17 protein-coding genes are annotated in these 17,180 nt (G+C 54.1%); 9 read left to right on the top strand and 8 right to left on the bottom strand.

The annotated features are described in order from the left end of the window. Positions 1-58 precede the first annotated feature (58 nt). From MICA_RS11840 to MICA_RS04125, 3 genes are all read right to left on the bottom strand, one after another. The gene (locus MICA_RS11840; protein WP_014102443.1) at positions 59-925 is read right to left on the bottom strand and encodes a putative phage abortive infection protein; all 867 of its coding nucleotides are present in this window, start codon (positions 923-925) and stop codon (positions 59-61) included. Beyond that, a complete protein-coding gene (locus tag MICA_RS04130; RefSeq protein ID WP_014102442.1) occupies positions 922-1,728 on the bottom strand; it encodes an enoyl-CoA hydratase/isomerase family protein in 807 nt (268 codons plus the stop codon). The genes MICA_RS11840 and MICA_RS04130 overlap by 4 nt, the downstream gene beginning before the upstream one ends. A gap of 243 nt (positions 1,729-1,971) precedes the next feature. Further along, positions 1,972-3,579, bottom strand: coding sequence for a carboxyl transferase domain-containing protein (locus tag MICA_RS04125; protein ID WP_014102441.1), 1,608 nt, complete (start codon positions 3,577-3,579; stop codon positions 1,972-1,974). Between the two features lie 169 nt (positions 3,580-3,748). Here MICA_RS04125 and MICA_RS04120 point away from each other — a divergent pair, with 169 nt between their 5' ends. From MICA_RS04120 to MICA_RS04095, 6 genes are all read left to right on the top strand, one after another. Then, positions 3,749-4,744, top strand: a complete 996-nt coding sequence (locus MICA_RS04120; protein ID WP_014102440.1) for a DUF6782 family putative metallopeptidase — start codon at positions 3,749-3,751, stop codon at positions 4,742-4,744. A 3-nt stretch (positions 4,745-4,747) separates the two neighbouring features. Then, positions 4,748-5,776, top strand: coding sequence for a DUF6782 family putative metallopeptidase (locus tag MICA_RS04115; RefSeq protein ID WP_014102439.1), 1,029 nt, complete (start codon positions 4,748-4,750; stop codon positions 5,774-5,776). A 4-nt stretch (positions 5,777-5,780) separates the two neighbouring features. Then, complete coding sequence (locus MICA_RS04110; protein ID WP_014102438.1) at positions 5,781-6,737, top strand: hypothetical protein; 957 nt, start codon at positions 5,781-5,783, stop codon at positions 6,735-6,737. 155 nt (positions 6,738-6,892) lie between these two features. Then, entirely contained in the window at positions 6,893-9,148 is a 2,256-nt protein-coding gene (locus MICA_RS04105) for an acyl-CoA dehydrogenase (RefSeq protein ID WP_014102437.1), read from the top strand. A 7-nt stretch (positions 9,149-9,155) separates the two neighbouring features. Beyond that, positions 9,156-9,617: an EndoU domain-containing protein gene (locus tag MICA_RS04100; protein ID WP_014102436.1), complete on the top strand. Its 462-nt coding sequence runs from the start codon at positions 9,156-9,158 to the stop codon at positions 9,615-9,617. Positions 9,618-9,707: 90 nt separating this feature from the next. Continuing rightward, a complete protein-coding gene (locus MICA_RS04095; protein ID WP_014102435.1) occupies positions 9,708-10,829 on the top strand; it encodes a beta-ketoacyl-ACP synthase III in 1,122 nt (373 codons plus the stop codon). A 37-nt stretch (positions 10,830-10,866) separates the two neighbouring features. Here the strand turns inward: MICA_RS04095 and MICA_RS04090 are convergent, their stop codons facing one another. Then, a complete protein-coding gene (locus MICA_RS04090) occupies positions 10,867-11,151 on the bottom strand; it encodes a hypothetical protein (RefSeq protein WP_014102434.1) in 285 nt (94 codons plus the stop codon). A 169-nt stretch (positions 11,152-11,320) separates the two neighbouring features. Here MICA_RS04090 and MICA_RS04085 point away from each other — a divergent pair, with 169 nt between their 5' ends. Continuing rightward, on the top strand, positions 11,321-11,878 hold the full coding sequence (locus MICA_RS04085; RefSeq protein WP_014102433.1) for a DUF4402 domain-containing protein: 558 nt from the start codon (positions 11,321-11,323) through the stop codon (positions 11,876-11,878). Further along, positions 11,878-12,534 carry a CPBP family intramembrane glutamic endopeptidase gene (locus MICA_RS04080; RefSeq protein WP_014102432.1) on the top strand — a complete coding sequence of 219 codons (657 nt, stop codon included), beginning with the start codon at positions 11,878-11,880 and terminating at the stop codon, positions 12,532-12,534. Before MICA_RS04085 ends, MICA_RS04080 begins: the two co-directional genes overlap by 1 nt. A 9-nt stretch (positions 12,535-12,543) precedes the next feature. On the opposite strand, the gene MICA_RS04075 is transcribed toward MICA_RS04080, so the two are convergent. Beyond that, positions 12,544-13,464, bottom strand: a complete 921-nt coding sequence (locus tag MICA_RS04075; RefSeq protein WP_014102431.1) for a glycerophosphodiester phosphodiesterase family protein — start codon at positions 13,462-13,464, stop codon at positions 12,544-12,546. 237 nt (positions 13,465-13,701) lie between these two features. Between MICA_RS04075 and MICA_RS04070 the strand changes: the two genes are divergently transcribed. After that, positions 13,702-14,409, top strand: a complete 708-nt coding sequence (locus tag MICA_RS04070; RefSeq protein WP_014102430.1) for an MBL fold metallo-hydrolase — start codon at positions 13,702-13,704, stop codon at positions 14,407-14,409. Between the two features lie 11 nt (positions 14,410-14,420). Here the strand turns inward: MICA_RS04070 and MICA_RS04065 are convergent, their stop codons facing one another. Genes MICA_RS04065 through MICA_RS04055 form a run of 3 tightly spaced genes read right to left on the bottom strand, consistent with a single transcriptional unit; the run spans position 14,421 to position 17,170 of the window. Continuing rightward, on the bottom strand, positions 14,421-15,104 hold the full coding sequence (locus MICA_RS04065; protein WP_041793792.1) for a hypothetical protein: 684 nt from the start codon (positions 15,102-15,104) through the stop codon (positions 14,421-14,423). Then, on the bottom strand, positions 15,104-16,522 hold the full coding sequence (locus MICA_RS04060; RefSeq protein ID WP_014102428.1) for a bifunctional 2-methylcitrate dehydratase/aconitate hydratase: 1,419 nt from the start codon (positions 16,520-16,522) through the stop codon (positions 15,104-15,106). Before MICA_RS04060 ends, MICA_RS04065 begins: the two co-directional genes overlap by 1 nt. 24 nt (positions 16,523-16,546) lie before the next feature. Beyond that, entirely contained in the window at positions 16,547-17,170 is a 624-nt protein-coding gene (locus MICA_RS04055; protein WP_014102427.1) for a MarC family protein, read from the bottom strand. Positions 17,171-17,180 lie beyond the last annotated feature (10 nt).

Genomic DNA, 17,180 nt, shown 5'->3' with positions numbered 1-17,180 from the left:
AATTCAAAGGAATGGGCAAAGGGAGGGGAATGTTGCGGCGCAACAAGCGTTATCCTAATTAATGAAGAAACCTAAATACCTGCGTTTTTTCGCTAAAGCATTCAAAAACATCATCGAAAAAATTATATTTTTTCAAAAGAGGAGCCAACCTTCTATCGGAATGAAGAGGAGAAAAAAGATAAAGAGCCTCCATCTCGTCAATTGACAAACTACACTTAAAAATATTCATGTAAAGTGTAGTATCCCCTGAAAATTCATCCTTTACGTTTTCTCTTTCTATGAAATCGACAATTTGCAACACCATGTTCAGATAAACAGTCACACGCCTCTCCGAACTCTTTATCCATTCATCCCTCAATATATTAGTAATATTTTTATTGAATTTATCGGGCGCAGTAGTGGCCCGATACATAAACTGTTCTTTCAAGCCACGATGTACGCAACTAACTAAGGCATGCAACATCCGCGCACCCGTGAAATCTTCTGTGACAGCGCTATTGTTACCTGTTCGAACAGCCCCTCTCAAGCCAAGTGTAACCCTGCTGAAATTCTCCAGCATTTGAAAAAATGTATTTTCAAATCGTTGCCGCTTTAAGTTTTCATTTTGCTGGGAAAACTCTTCTTTTTGCTCCTTCAACACAGCACGAGTGTCTTTCAACTCATCTCGCTGCAAACGCAGCTCTTCCATCTGCAAAAACAAAGCATAAATCAATGTCGCAAACGCAAACCCGGAGAAAAGAGAGTTTATTGCGCCAAATTTATCCCCAAACTCTCCACGACTTTTATCAGCGATAAAAATATCTATTGAAGACCACGAAAAAAGCCATATGTAGCAAACAATCACACATAAACAGGCAAAAACGTCCCAACGCTCGCTGACAACAGTCCTCTTTTTGGAGCCATCACCTGATGTGCAATCACTCATTTAACCCACCCCGGCTTCCGCTTCTCCAGAAACGCACTCAACCCCTCCTTCGCCTCTCCACCTGCGCGGATTTCGGCGATGCGGGTGGCGGTGTGGTCTTGTAGGGCGAAATCGATGGGGCGGCCGGAGAGTTCGTTGCACAGGGCTTTGGCTTCGCGCACGGCGTCGGGGCCGTTGGTGGCGAGGCCGTCGAGGATTTCGTTCAGGCGGTCGGCCAGAGCGGCATCATCGTGCAGCACTTCATGCACCAGACCGATCTGGTGGGCGACGCCCGCGCCGAAGCGTTCACCGGTTTGGGCGAAGCGGCGCATATGACGTTCGCCGATGGCCTTCATCACATAGGGGCCGATGGTGGCTGGGATCAGGCCGATTTTGACTTCGGACAGGGCAAAACTGGCGCGTTCGGTGGCCAGAACGATATCGCAACATGCGACCAGACCAAAGCCGCCGCCCATGGCCGCGCCGTGGACGCAGGCAATGGTGGTTTGCGGCATGGAATAGAGTTTGTTCAGCATCCCGGCCAGTGCGAGGGCATCGGATTTATTTTGTTCCTGCGTGTAATTCGCGGCCTTCATCATCCAGACGAGGTCGGCCCCGGCGGAAAAATTCTTTCCCGCGCCGCGCAGAACGATCACCCGCAAATCCCGCTCCAACGCCAGCGCATCCAGCTTGCCATGCAAGGCGGCAATCACGTGTTCGTCAAACGCGTTATGCACATCCGGGCGGTTCAGCGTGATGGTCGCCACACCGTCGCGGATATCCAGCAACACATTATCAATTCCGGGTTGGTTTTCGTTCAGCATGTTTGGTCCCTAAAAAAATACTTTTCCGTTGTCATCCCCGCCTTGTGCGGGGATCCGGAGCAACATGTCACATATTACCCCGGTCATCCGGATCCCCGCACAAGGCGGGGATGACGGTTTTAGTTTTAAACCTTCCCCCGTTGTCATCCCGGGCCTGACCCGGGATCCAGAGTCATGGGGCGCGATCTGTCCCGGTCCTCTGGATTCCCGCTTTCGCGGGAATGACAATCGAGAGCGAGAGAATTACATCCGGAATACGCCGTATTTGGTTTCTTCGACCGGCGCATTCAAACTGGCGGAAATGGCCAGGCCCAGAACGCGGCGGGTGTCCGCCGGGTCGATGACGCCGTCATCCCACAAACGCGCGCTGGCGTAATATGGGTGGCCTTCGGTTTCGTATTGTTCGATGACGGGAGCTTTGAACGCTTTTTCTTCGTCGGCGCTCCATGTATTGCCATCACGTTCCATCGCGGCGCGTTTGACGGTGGCCAGAACGCCCGCCGCCTGTTCCCCGCCCATCACGGAAATGCGGGCGTTGGGCCACATCCACATGAAACGCGGATTGAACGCGCGGCCGCACATACCATAGTTTCCGGCTCCGAACGACCCACCAATAATGACGGTAAATTTCGGAACGCGGGCGCAGGACACGGCGGTCACCATTTTCGCGCCATCCTTGGCGATGCCACCGCTTTCATATTTCTGCCCCACCATGAACCCGGTGATGTTTTGCAGGAAGACGAGCGGAATGCCGCGCTGGTTGCACAGTTCGATGAAGTGCGCGCCCTTCAACGCGGATTCGGAAAACAACACGCCGTTATTCGCGACAATGCCCACCGGCATGCCGTAAATATGGGCAAAGCCCGTGACCAGTGTGGTGCCATAGCGTTTTTTGAATTCATCAAATTCGCTGTTATCCACGATGCGGGCGATGACTTCGCGTACATCGTATGGTGTTTTCAAATCGGGTGGGATGACACCGTAAATGTCATCGGCTGGGAATAATGGCTCCTTCGGCTCCTGCATCCGCACCGCGCCACCTTTGCGGCGGTTCAAATGGCTGACGATCTTGCGCGCGATATCCAGCGCATGGTCATCGCTTTCGGCCAGATGGTCGGCCACGCCGGATACGCGGGTGTGAACATCGCCGCCACCCAGGTCTTCGGCGCTGACGTCTTCGCCCGTTGCGGCCTTCACCAGCGGCGGGCCAGCGAGGAAAATCGTTCCCTGCTCCTTCACGATCACGCTTTCATCCGACATGGCGGGAACATAGGCACCGCCAGCGGTGCAAGAACCCATGACCACAGCAATCTGCGGAATGCCCTTGGCCGACATATTGGCCTGGTTGTAGAAGATGCGGCCGAAATGGTCACGGTCGGGGAATACTTCGTCCTGGTTCGGCAGGTTCGCGCCGCCACTATCGACCAGATAGATGCAGGGCAGATTGTTTTGCTCGGCCACTTCCTGCGCACGGATGTGTTTCTTCACGGTCAGGGGGTAATAGGTTCCACCCTTCACCGTCGCATCGTTACAGACGATCACGCATTCCTGTCCGGCGACACGGCCAATGCCAGTGATGATCCCGGCGGCGGGAACATCATCCGCATACACTTTATAGGCGGCCATTTGCGAGAGTTCGAGGAACGGGGAGCCCGGGTCCAGCAAACGGCTGATCCGGTCACGAGGAAGGAGTTTACCACGAGAGGTGTGGCGGTCACGCGCCTTGTCCCCGCCGCCTTGTTCAATCACGGCGATTTTGGACCGCAAGTCGGCGACCAAGGCCAGCATGGCCTCGCGGTTTTTGGCGTATTCAGGGCTTTCGGCGCTGATGGCGCTGTGCAGGCGGGTCATTGTGTTCGTCCTTCCCTTTTTTATCCTTAAATTTTGCCGCCAGATTAAGGGCATACCGCCCCCCGGGCAAGGGTCCGGACCCACCTGCGCACAGCGGAGAAAAAACTGGTATTTTTATGGAAATTATGTCATTTTAACCCCGGTTTATTATAAAAACAGGGACTTAGCCGTGACGCATCGACGCATTAACCCCCTTGCCGCCTTGGCCTACGCCGCGTTTACCAGCGCGGCCGCTGTGGGCTATGCGCTGTATACGGCCCCGGATGACGCGGAAAGGCTCAACACGCTGATCCCCTTTGCCGACATTCCCACCAAAGGGGACAAGCGCCTGCAATCGATTATTGCCACCATTCGTCAATCGCCAGAGGGCGAAGCCCTGTATCAACATGCCGCCAGCACGGGGGCCGTTTTTGAATGGCGTCCCCGCAATCCGCTGGCCCCGCTGGGCACGTATGAATCCGGGTTGACCACCATGCAGGCCGACCACACGAAAAGCCGGACCGTTTTGGCGGTCGTTCACGAACTTTATCACCACTGGCAGGGTGAAACGTTGCAACCCCAACAATGGAAACTGGACCCAGTTGACCGTTATCATCTGGCCCAGATGGTCGAGGTGGATGCCTGTGCCAAAACGGCGATCTTTGCCGCGGCCCATGCTGATGCTACGGGCAAAGCCCTGCCCCGGATCCAAAATGCACAATCCGCGTTCGGGGACAAGATTGCCGAAGATTATGCCCGCCGATCGAAAACAACCCGGCTGTATTTGCACGACACATATGAACAGTGTTTTGCCGAAATCAATTCACCTGTTTTCCATCAATATCAAAAGACGCACCTCTCCATCATGGCGCGGCCCGCCCATGCGGCATTCGACGCCCTGCAAAAAAGCGATGAAAAAGATCTTGAAACTGTGTTCAACACCCATTTTAAAACGGCAACATTGGCGGAAAAAGCCAGGCTGTTCCGTTCCTTCTTTGTCACCGACATCAAGACGGGCACCATTCACCCCGACATTGCCGCCATGGATGATGCGGATTTTATGGGATGGATTGAAACCCAGTCCCGATCCGCCGAAAAAGCGCCGGTACAGGAGACGCAAAATGCGTTCAATTATTACCGTCAGGTGATCAAGAGTTTCATCCCTGCCCCAACACCGGGAAGCTGATCCATGCGCCGTTTTGAAAAAATTATTGCCGGGCTCATCGGGGCTTGCGCTCTGGGGATCACGGGCATTTTCGTGGCCGCACACGAAGAACCCAGCCCGCACGCAGGTACGGAAAATATTGGCACCACGATGTCATTTGCGAATATTCACACCAACGGCGACCCGCGCATTCAACATCTGGTTCACCGGATGCGCCAATCGGCGGCGGGTGAAGAATTGTACCAATATGCCGTCCGGACCAATATGGCGTTTACATGGTATAACAAGAAAACAAGCGGGGCGCTCGGCCTCTACAAGGACCACACGAGCTTTTTGTACACGGGCATGTCGGATGACCATGCCCTGGCCACGCTGGTCCATGAAATACGCCATCACTGGCAGTTATCGGAAATCCCATTCCCATACGCGCGAATGAAACCGCACGACCAATATTACAGCGCACAATTGCGCGAGGTTGATGCCTGTGCCTATACCGCCCACTTCGCCGCCGCGCATAAAGATGCGACAGGAGAGCGTCTGGCGATCAAATTTATATGGCGACCGGGTTATGGGTCTGGCATCGCCCGCGATTATGCCGACATGGATCCGCAAGATCGGAATTATGTGCGCGATGCGTATGAACCCTGTTTTGCACAGGTGAACATTTACCACAAAAAACACATTAATTTTGTCTCTGACGTTCGCGACATTGTCGTCGAACAGGCGGAAAATGCGACAGATTCCCAAACCGCATCATCTGTGTATCATGAATATTTCAACCGGATCAGCCCCGCACAAATAACCCATATGCACCGCCAGCATTTCACGACCGATCTGGTCAACAATGTTCCCGTTACCGCCATCCAGGCGATGACCCGCCATGATTTCAAAACATGGTTTAACCAGAACGTTTCCACGCAAGATCCTGAAAAATTAAACCAGGCGGACGCCGACCTCAACCGCACCGCCAAAACGCTGCTTGAAACGATGAACGCAAAAGCCCCCGCAAAACCAAAATCCGCATTGGAAGCGGGCTTGATACCGCAAGGATAACACGATGAAAAAGCGTTTTGCCCCTGTATTGATCCCGTTGCTGTATCCTGTGTTTATGAATACGGCACTGGCCAATGACACGAATATTGCGTTTGCCGATATTCCGACCAAGGGTGATGCGCGCCTTCAATCCATCATTGAAACCATCCGCCGCACACCCCATGGCGAATATCTGTACCAGCACGGGGCCAAAACCAATCTGAAATTTCAATGGACAGATGCGCTGAAAAACAAAACATCTGCATCCTATGGCAAAGACCAGATCAGCGCATCGCCCGCGTATAAAGACGATAAAACCACCCTTCTGATTGTTCATGAAATGCACCACCATTGGCGCAAGACGATGTTTGATATTGAAACGGTGACCTTATCCCCTATGGCCCGTTTTAACGCCTTACATCTGGAAGAGGTTGAAAGCTGTGCCCAGACCGCAGCTTTCGTCGCCAGCCACAAGGACATAACCGGCAAAAACCTGATCGATCCAGCCGAAGGGTTCACCACCTATGGCCAGAAAACGGCTTATCGTTATGCCCTGCGCCCGGCCCCGTTGCGGGACATGCTGCATCATGCCTATGAACCGTGCTTTACCGAAATCAATACGCGCTTCAAAGCCTATGAACAAAAACATACGACCAATGTCGTCCCGTTCTTAAGAAACGGGGCCGTCGCATTGAAGGGCGCGCTGGAGAAAAAAGACACGCCACAAAATGTCCTCAGCACCCACTTTACGCCGATGAGCGCAGAGCACCAGACCACCCTCTACCGAAGCTATTTTATGACCGACCTCCAGCGCCTCACCATTCACCCGGCGATTACCGCGATGGACGCAAACACATTTTCCAACTGGCTTGCGGACCGCACGGGCGTCCGAAAAAATCAGCCTTTGGGCGAATATCAAAAAAGCTTTGAGCGTTACCGCGACCTGGCCAAAGAACTGATCCGGGAACAAGCCCGCCCCTAATCCCAAATATATTGCGTCGCAACATAACCCTGCGGCGCAAATCCCCCAAAACAATCCCCATTTTGCCATAAAAACAGTGCGTTGTGATTGACGGCCCTGCGCCGCACCCTAAACTCATTTCCAACCATAAAAACACAGGCAGGAGTTCGGGATTCATGTTCGGTAAATTCGCCCTCGCGCAGTTTAAAAAAGTCAACGGCAGCATCTCGCCCACACAGCGGGCAGCGCTGGAGTCTGGCACGGTTGGGTTTGAACAATCGATTTTCGCGGGCCGCCCGGATTGGACCGGATTGCTGAACACCCCCGCACCAACATTAACGGCCGAAGAACAATCCTTCCTTGATAACGAAACAGAAGAACTCTGCCGTCTGATCGACGACTGGAAAATTCGCGATGAATTGAAAGACCTCGGCGACGATGTCTGGGATTATTTAAAGAGCAAAAAATTCTTCGGCATGATTATTCCGAAAGAATATGGCGGGCTGGGATTCTCCGCTTACGCGCACGCCACCATCGTTTCCAAAATCGCATCGCGCAGCGCAACCGTTGCCGCGACCGCCATGGTTCCGAACTCCCTCGGCCCCGGTGAATTGCTGATGCAATACGGCACGAAAGAACAGAAAGACAAATATTTGCCGCGTCTGGCCGACGGCCGCGAAGTCCCCTGCTTCGCCCTGACCAGTCCACAAGCCGGATCGGACGCTACCAATTTGAAAGACGAAGGCGTCGTATTCAAAGGTGACGATGACAAATTATATATCCGTCTGAACTGGGAAAAACGTTATATCACGCTGGCTCCGGTGGCGACCTTGTTTGGTTTGGCCTTCCGCCTGCGCGACCCCGATCATTTGCTGGGCGATCATGACGATATCGGCATTACCCTCGCCCTCATCCCCGCTGATGCCAAGGGCTTGACCCGTGGTAACCGCCACCGCCCAATGGGATCACCGTTCCAGAACGGCCCGCATTGGGGTGAAGATGTGGTGGTTCCGGTTGAATCAATCATCGGCGGCCCGGACTATGCGGGCAAGGGCTGGAACATGCTGGTTGATTGCTTGTCGATTGGCCGCTCAATCTCCCTCCCCGCATCGGCTGGCGGCATGTCCCGTTTTGCCGCGCGCGCAACGGGGGCGTACAGCTTTATTCGCCAGCAATTCGGCACACCGCTGTCCGGCATGGAGGGCGTGCAAGAAGCGTTGGGGCGCATTGGCGGCCTGACTTATATGATTGATGCCGCGCGCACTTTGCCGTTGCAGGATCTGGATCTGGCGCACGAAGCCGGAACGCAGGCCCGCCCCGCCGTAGCCTCCGCCATTTTGAAATACCACGCGACCGAAGCAGGACGTCAGGTGGCGATTGATGCCATGGACATTCACGGCGGCAAGGGCGTAGTCGAAGGCCCGAACAACCCCGTGGGCGGCCTGTACCAGGGCGTTCCGGTCGGCATTACAGTGGAAGGGGCCAACATCATGACCCGGTCCCTGATGATCTTTGGTCAGGGTGCGTTTCTGGCCCACCCCTATACGCTGGATGAAATTCGTGCCGCCCAGAATAATGATGCCGATGCCGCCGGAAAATTGTTGTTCAAACATCTGGGCAATATTTTCAACAATGCGGCGCGGTCGATTTTCATGGGATTCACGGGCGGGGCATTGTCCCACGCTCCGCAATCTGGACCGGATGCAAAATTCTATCGCCAGATTAACCGACTGGCCGCGGCATTTTCCTTCACCGCCAACATCACCATGCTGACCTTGCAAGCCGCCTTGATGCGCAAGGAACGCACATCGGCCTTGCTGGGTGATGCGCTCAGTAATCTTTACATTGCATCAAACGTCTTGCGCCGGTGGAATTTGGAAGGACGCAAGGACAGTGACAAAGCCTTCATGCAATGGGCCGCGGCACACTGCATTCACAAGGCGGAAAACGCTTTACACGAAGTCATTGAAAACCATCCGAACAAATTGGTCGGCCTGTTGCTGAAACCGATGGTGTTTCCGTTTGGCCGCCTGACCCGTAAACCGGGCCATGATCTGGATGCGAAAATTGCCGAAGCTTTGTCCAAACCGGGCGAGGCGCGGGATAATTTGACGTGGAACACCTATGTTCCGACAACGGGTAGCGATTATATTGCCCGCTTGGAATACACATTCAAACTGGCGCACCAGGCCCATCCGCATGAAGTCGCGTTGTTCAAAGCCGCGAAAAAAGGCATCGTGTCCCAGACCGAAGATTACGCCAAGATGGTCGATGAAGGGCTGGAAAAAGGCGTGATTGACGCCAGCACCGCCGCCCTGCTCCGTCGGATGAAGGATGCACGCGATGATATCGTTCAGGTCGATTATTTCGACAAAACCCTGACCGGGCCCGCCATGCACCGTGTAAAATCACCGGACATTCGTAACGGATAATCCGCGCATGAAACGCAAGACCGCAGTGATGGCCGTGATTCCGACCCTGGTCGCGATGGCGTGGTTTGTCGTTGGCATCGTCAACACGGCCATCGACCCGCCCCACACGGCCAACCAGCGTTTAATGGCCGAAGACATCCGCATCAGCGAACCCGCCATTCAACATATTTTATATGGCGACAATTACGGTGGCGGGCATTTGCATGGCGCGAACGTCCCGTGCAAATCGGAATTCCCGTCGGATTGGTCCGCCGATGATGTCATCAACACCGTCCGCACCATGACCGCCAATGACAACCAAGACTGGCGTAAGGAAGATAACGGCTACCATGTTGGGGAAAACACCATCCGGGGGGTCCGTGTCCGGGTTGTTCTGGACCGGGACGGTGATGACGTCATCACCGCCTACCCCCTGAACACCCGCAGAAACCCGTGCCCGCGCACCGCAAACAACGATAACAACCCGTAATAACGGCCTAAAACCAGCGTTTTTCGCTTGATCCGGGCCATTCTTTGGCTAGACTGCCGCGTTCCATAACAGTTTGAGAGACAAAAGATCATGACCGCCATCGTCATCAGCGGAACCGGATTGTTCACCCCCCCCCAGACCATCAGCAATGATGAACTGGTCACAGCGTTCAACGCATGGGTTGATTTGTTCAACGCCGAACACGCCGCCGAAATCGAAGCGGGCACAATCCCCGCCGCACAATATTCCAGTACGGAATTTATTGTGAAGGCATCGGGTATTCAAACCCGCCACGTGATGGACAAAGCCGGCATTCTGGACCCCAAGCGCATGACGCCGAATATTCCGGAACGCCCAAATGAACAGATTTCCGTTCTGGCGGAAATGGCCGTGGCCGCCGCACGTGAGGCCCTGCAACGCGCCGGGCGTGAGCCACAGGACGTTGATGCCGTTCTGGTCGCCTGTTCCAACATGCAACGCCCGTACCCCGCCATGGCGATTGAGGTGCAGGAAGCATTGGGCATTAACGGCTTCGGCTTTGACATGAACGTCGCCTGCTCCTCTGCTACGTTCGGAATTCAGGCCGCCGCCGACATGATCCGCGCTGGAAACGCACGCGCCATTTTGGTGGTGAACCCGGAAATTTGTTCCGGCCATTTGAATTTCCGCGACCGTGACAGCCATTTCATTTTCGGCGATGTTGCCACCGCAACCCTGTTGGAACGCAAAGACGCCGCTGACAGCCCGCACGCGTTTGAAATCGTCGGCACACGCCTGCGTACAAAATTCTCCAACAACATCCGCAACAATTTCGGCTTCCTGAACCGCGCCGCCCCGGAAGGCATCGGCGCAAAGGACAAATTGTTCGTGCAGGAAGGCCGCAAGGTTTTCAAAGAGGTCATTCCGATGGTGTCCGACATGATTTTGGACCACATGCAGGAACACCAGATCCGCGCCGATGATTTGAAACGCCTGTGGCTGCACCAGGCCAATTTGCACATGAACGAATTGATCGGCAAAAAAGTGTTGGGCCGTGACCCGAACCCGGGCGAAGCCCCGGTTATTCTGGACGAATACGCCAACACCAGCTCCGCCGGATCGGTGATTGCGTTCCACAAACACCACGCGGATATGAAATCCGGGGATCAGGGAATCCTCTGCTCCTTCGGGGCCGGATATTCGATGGGCTCCGTCATCCTGCGCAAAGTTTAAGCATAAAAAAACCCGGCCATTTCGCCGGGTTTTTTATTTAGTCTTCTTTTTTCTCAGTGCTGCACGATGTGCCGGTTGAACAGCTTTTGGCACAGCAATGTTTTTCAACCATGCGCGTCAACGGGCAATTCCCGGTCAGACCGCCAAAAATCATGCCCGCGGCCAGAACGACGTTCAGAATGGCCAGCCCATCCCAGATCAGTTCCGCCAGCAACATAAACAGCAAAAACAGACCGCCCGTAATCACCATCATTTTCTGGTGTAACGGCAAATTGGCGCAGAACCCCATCGGGCAATTCGCCCCTTTTTGATTATCGTCCATGTTTATCCCCTTGGTTGTGGATCGTTAGAAATTAAAACCCGCTGAGATTCTACAGCATTTCAAATAAAAACAAAGCCTTGGTCATGCAGTTTACAGAATGCTGCGCGGTGTGATTGTTGCCACACTCCCGCCCCGTGCTACAATCGGATGCAGGAGTCAGGCACCGAAAATGAGCCCGCATACGAAAGCCACAACAAAAACCAGAACCGCCCACATCGCAACGATGGGCGCGGCGTTGATGGTTTTGGGCGGCGGACCCGTTGGTCCCGTTCCGGCCAATGCCGCCACGGGCGTGTTGCAGGCCCAGGCGATAATTATGCCCAGTACATTGGCCCTGACATCCCCACAAAATTTAAACTTCGGCGCGTTTGCCGTATCCGGCGGCGCGGGTAGTGTGACCATCAACACGGCGGGCACCGGAACCTATACCGGCGTGACGCAAGTGGCGACGCCGCCCCCGTCCGAAGCCAACATCCGCATCTTTGGTGATGTCGGGTCCAGCGTTGTAATTTCCGTGACCGACCCAACCGTCACCGTGTTCAACGGCGCCAACACGATGCAGGTTGATAATTTCCAAATCAACACCAATGCCGGCGGTGCCATTGAAACCGTAAACATGACCAACGCCACATTGCTGGTCCCCATCGGGGCGACGTTGAATGTGAATGCCGGGCAAGCGGCGGGGTCTTATTCCGGCACGTTTACGGTGTCCGTCATTTATCTGTGATGATGACCCGGCTGCGTTCGCTTCTATCCTCAAAATATTATCTGGCTTTTGAATTTGCGGCGCTGTTTGGCGGCATGCCGCTTTTGGTTCTGGCCATCAAGGACCGGGGGTTAATGCTGACCCTGCTGTGGATCGGGTCCATTCTCACCTATCTCTATGTCCGCGAACATCACGGGATGGACCGTAACGATTCCGGTTTGCGCGCCGGATTGCGCCCAGTGTTGATGCGCTTTGCCCTGCTCGCGCCCATCATTGCGGGAATGACATGGGCGTTTATGCCGGACCAATTTTTGTCCCTGCCGCTGGAGCGTACATCGCTCTGGGTCAAAATCATGGTGTTTTATCCCCTGCTCTCCGTCTGGCCCCAGGAAATGATTTACCGCACCTTTCTGTATAACCGTTACGCGCCGTTGTTTGGCCGGGGAAATGGATTTATTGCGGCCAGCGCGCTGGCCTTTGGCTTTATGCACATCCTGTTCCTGAACTGGGTCGCATTGGCCATGACGGTCATTGGCGGATATTTATTCGCGCGCGATTACGCGAAACACCAATCGCTCTGGCTCGCCTGCATTGAACATGCGTTGTATGGGTGTTTGATTTTTACTGTGGGATTGGGAATTTTCTTCTACAGCGGCGCGGCGTGGGGCACACCGTAAGAAAATATCTTATATAAACAATGTGCCCATGGCACGTTCCAACATTGGCACCGGGGCTTTGTTCTGGTTGGACGCCGCGTTGACAACAGTCCGCCCCGCCGCAATATCATCCACCTTAAACGCGACAGTACGCCCGCTCTTGGCGGCATACTGATACAACATGGTCAACGCATTATAGGTCTTTTCACAATCCACAAAACGCCGTGGACCGGATGGGTGCGTACAAAAACCAACACCCAGATCATTCGCCGTTTCGATTAATTGCGGACGAATATCCGTGGTGGGGACATCGATGGCGCAACAATCCATATCGCGAATATATTGGCGCAAATCCCCCAACGCCGCCTTGTTATACGCTGTACGCGGGCTGACGTAATAGCCCGGCTGGTGAACCTTTTCCGGGGCGAACAACTCCATGGTCAGGATGGTGGGCTGGATATTGGCATAGGCATCGCGCATCCGCACATCGCTTAATTTCTGCCGATCGGTTGCGCTGTAATAGATTGTGTCTTTCTTTAACCTGTAGAGGGCAGCGACCCCATCGACAACATTCATGGTCGGCTTGACCACGTTCGGGCCCTTCAATTCGATATTGATAAACAAATCATCCATATCTTCCCGGCTCTCATTGATCCCGGATAACAGGATCAACGTATCGCGCAATGTCGGAATACGCTGCCCCATGGGCAAGAGAATACGCTGTACATCCACACAATCCATTTCGGAAATGATATGGCCAAACGCCATGTCCTTATCAATCACAACGGGGATTTGGTCGCGGGTCAGGAAGACGTCAAACTCAACGCCCTCGGCTCCATTTTCAATCGCCTGGATAAAAGACAGCAGAGTCTGTTGCGGGGCCTTGCCCTCGGCAAACGGGGTTTCGGTCGTACGACCATTCCCACGGTGACCAATAATTTTGATCGTCATCCCAAACGCTACCCAGAGGCCCCTCATTGGAGGCCGGTTATTATGTTAATTTAAGGTGCGCTTTTTTAGCTGTTTTTGCCCCAGCCCGCAAGATTCTTCTGCTATAACCCGTAAAAAGCCAGATCAGGGTCAAATCAGGGGGAGCCCTATATGAAGTGTCATTTGCTGGGAACCGGGGGGTCCGTTAACACGCTAACCCGCCATAATACCTCACTTTTTTTGGAAAACGGCCCCGATATGACGCGCGATGGCCTGCTCATCGACTGCAACGGCGTGTGCGTCCAGCGCTTAACCGCCGCTGGCCTCGCCTTTGAAGACCTCAGCCATGTCTTCCTGACCCATGAACATATCGACCACATTGCCGCCCTGCCCAATTTCATCCATCAAAGCTGGGTCAAAGGGTGCCTGTATCGTGCCGACAACCGCCGCACCCACCCCCTGCATTTCTACGGCAACGCCCCCACCATCCGCGCCGTGCGGGCATTATTGGACGCGGTGAAGCTGCCCCAGCACCCGCACATGTTCCCGTTTGAATTCCATGAATTGAATGATGCGGGCGGCACCCTCACCGCCGGGTCGATCACCCTGACCTATTTCCCGGTCAATCACGGCCCCACGCCGTGCTTCGGCCTGACCACCGACGGCCCCAACCGCCGCCTCGTCTACTCCGCTGACACCGAACCGGTGCAGGCGATTTACGACCATTTGCGCGATGGCGACATATTGATCCACGATTGCAACAAGATTGATGTAGAGATCAACCGCGAACATACGACATGGGCGCAGATTGAAGCCCTGTTGCCGTCATTGCCGGATGTGACAATTTATCTGGTGCACTTGCCGATGTTGGACGCGGAGCAGGATGCAAAGTTTCAGAAATATATGAAAATAAACTACGCAGAGAGCGTTATTGTTGGCATAGACCAAGAAGCTGTCACGCTATAAATAGACTTACATTATTGTATTTTTGAAATAATATTTATATTACTAGATCTGATTTGATTCAGACGTTTTCTTATTTCCGCTTCATCTTCAGAAGCGGCCTTTATCAACGTTTTCCACTGAACACATAGGGCGCTCAGACCGTCTTTCTCAGGGTAAACTTTAAGTGTCTCCACACAACGCTTTGTTGAAAGCAGAAAACGCCCCACCTCTAACATAAGAGGAACGTTATGTGATGGCACTTTTGATAAATAATACCAATCCGTCAAAATCCCCGGCAATTCTTTTGGCATATGGTTCCATTCATTAAAATCAATATCAATGAAAGCTGGTTGCCAACGATGCCTTTTTCCAGTGCCCAAGCGATTCTTTCTATTAACGATGCGGATTACTCGGTTTATTCTCTCGTAGTAATCTTCTATGGCAGCCCTATAAGCTTCCGCTGCTGCCACTTGAGCCTCTAGACGTCCACGTCTTTGATCATTAATCTGAGCTCTGATAGCCCGAATACTTGACCAACCAACAAGTAAAGCAATCAAACCTGTGATTAACGTTTGATACGCATAGACCCACCCACCATTATCGTCAGGGATAGAAAGGGCGCTCTCTTCTATAAGTATGGCAAAAACCATGAGCCCTATAAGTCCATAGACGACAACAGAAACGATGGCAGTTATGGTTGGACGGTGCTCAGACATCAAACCCAAGCCTCCACAAATTCCTTCACGCTCATCGCATCCAGCGCCTTGGAATCCTTGAACAAACCAATCACCTTCGCGGCTTGATCGGCGCTGTAATGCGCTTTGATGGCCGCTTCGAATTTAGCCTCTAGAACCGGCATTCCCTCGGCCCGGCGGCGGCGGTGGCCGATGGGGTATTCGATTTCGATTTTGGCGGTGGATGTGCCGTCCTTGAAGAAAATTTGGACCGCGTTCGCGATGCTGCGTTTATCCGGATCGTGGTAATCGACGCTGTAGCGCTTGTCTTCCACCACTTCCATTTTATCGCGCAACATCTGGATACGTGGATCGGCGGCCACATCATCCTCGTAATCCTCGGCGACCAGATTGCCTTTGATCAGCGGCACGGCGACCATGTATTGCAGGCAATGGTCACGGTCCGCCGGGTTGTGCAGCGGGCCGGTTTTAGAAATGATGCGAATGGCGGCCTCGTGCGTGGTCAGGACGATTTTTTCGATATCATTCAGGCGATCTTTCACTTCGCCATGCAATTGGACGGCGGCTTCCACGGCGGTCTGGCTGTGGAATTCAGCCGGGAAGGAGATTTTGAACAAAATCTGTTCCATCACGTATGAACCGTACGGGCGTTGGAATTTAAATTCATTGCCCTTGAACAACACGTCATAGAAGCCCCATTTCGGAGCGGTCAGCACGCCGGGGTAGCCGATCTGCCCCTGTTGCACGACGATCATGCCCAGACGCACGGCACGGGATGTGGCATCACCGGCGGCCCAGCTTTTGCGCGGGCCGGCGTTCGGCGCGTGGCGATAGGTGCGCAGGGCTTGCCCATCGACCCACGCATGGGACAGCGCATCCACAATCTGGTCATACGACCCGCCCAACATTTGCGTGGCGACCGCCGTCGACGCGACCTTGACCAGCACAACGTGATCCAGCCCAACCCGGTTGAAGGAGTTTTCGAGCGCGAGGCAGCCCTGAATTTCATGCGCCTTGATCATCGCGGTCAGGACATCACGCATCTTCATGTTGGGCATATATTGCGCCACCGACAGGATGGCCCCGAGGTTGTCAGACGGGTGCCCCCATTCCGCCGCCAGCCATGTGTCGTTGAAATCCAGCCAGCGGACCATGCACCCAATATCAAACGCGGCCTTCACCGGGTCCAGCGCATGCGGTGTGCCCGGCACGCGCACGGCGTTGGGAACAACCGTACCCGGCACAACCGGGCCCAGCATTTTGGTACAGGCCGAAAATTTCAACGCCAGAATGCCACACGCCAACGTATCCATCAGGCAGTACCGCGCGGTTTGGTATGCTTCGTCACTGGTGACCTGATACCCCGTCACATAATCGGCGATATCGGTCAGGACGGTATCCGGTGCGGGGCGGTTATTCAGGTCGACGTTGGCGGACATTGTGGTTACTCCCGGTAAGGTTTTTTATTGAATATTAAAAAGCTGATGGAACCCATCAGACAGGAATTGGATCGACATGGCGGCCAGTAAAATGCCCATGACACGGGTCACAATGCCATAGCCCGTGGGGCCGAACATACGCCCCAAAAATCCGGCGAAGAACAGACAGGACAGTGCAATCAACAACACGCACCCCGTGGCCGTCATCACCGTGGCGTAGTCGACCATGTTTTTGGACGATGTCGCGAACATGACGATGGCGGTGATGCACCCCGGCCCCGACAGAAGCGGAATGGCCAGCGGGAAGACGGCGATATCGCTGCGGTCCTTATACGCGGATTTTTCGGAATTGAGTTGGTCCGGATCGTGGAAACCCATGATCATGCGGAATGCCGTGACGAACAGCAAAATCCCCCCCGCCACCCGGAACGCGGGCAGCGAAATGGACATGTGCCGCAACAGCGGTTCGCCCACCAGACTGAACGTCGTCAGGATAATGGCCGCAATCACCACCGCCTTCACCGCGATCCGTTTCTGCATCGCCTTGTCCAGCTTGTTCGTCAAGGCGGCAAACACCGCCGCCGTGCCGAACGGGTCGACGACGACAAACATACTGACAAAGGCCGACAGGAAAAGATCGGGTGACATGCAAAACCTA

This window comes from Micavibrio aeruginosavorus ARL-13 (genome assembly GCF_000226315.1).
Classification (GTDB): domain Bacteria; phylum Pseudomonadota; class Alphaproteobacteria; order Micavibrionales; family Micavibrionaceae; genus Micavibrio; species Micavibrio aeruginosavorus_B.
Note: the sequence above shows the minus strand (reverse complement) of the source record. Positions and strands in the feature narration are given on the sequence as shown.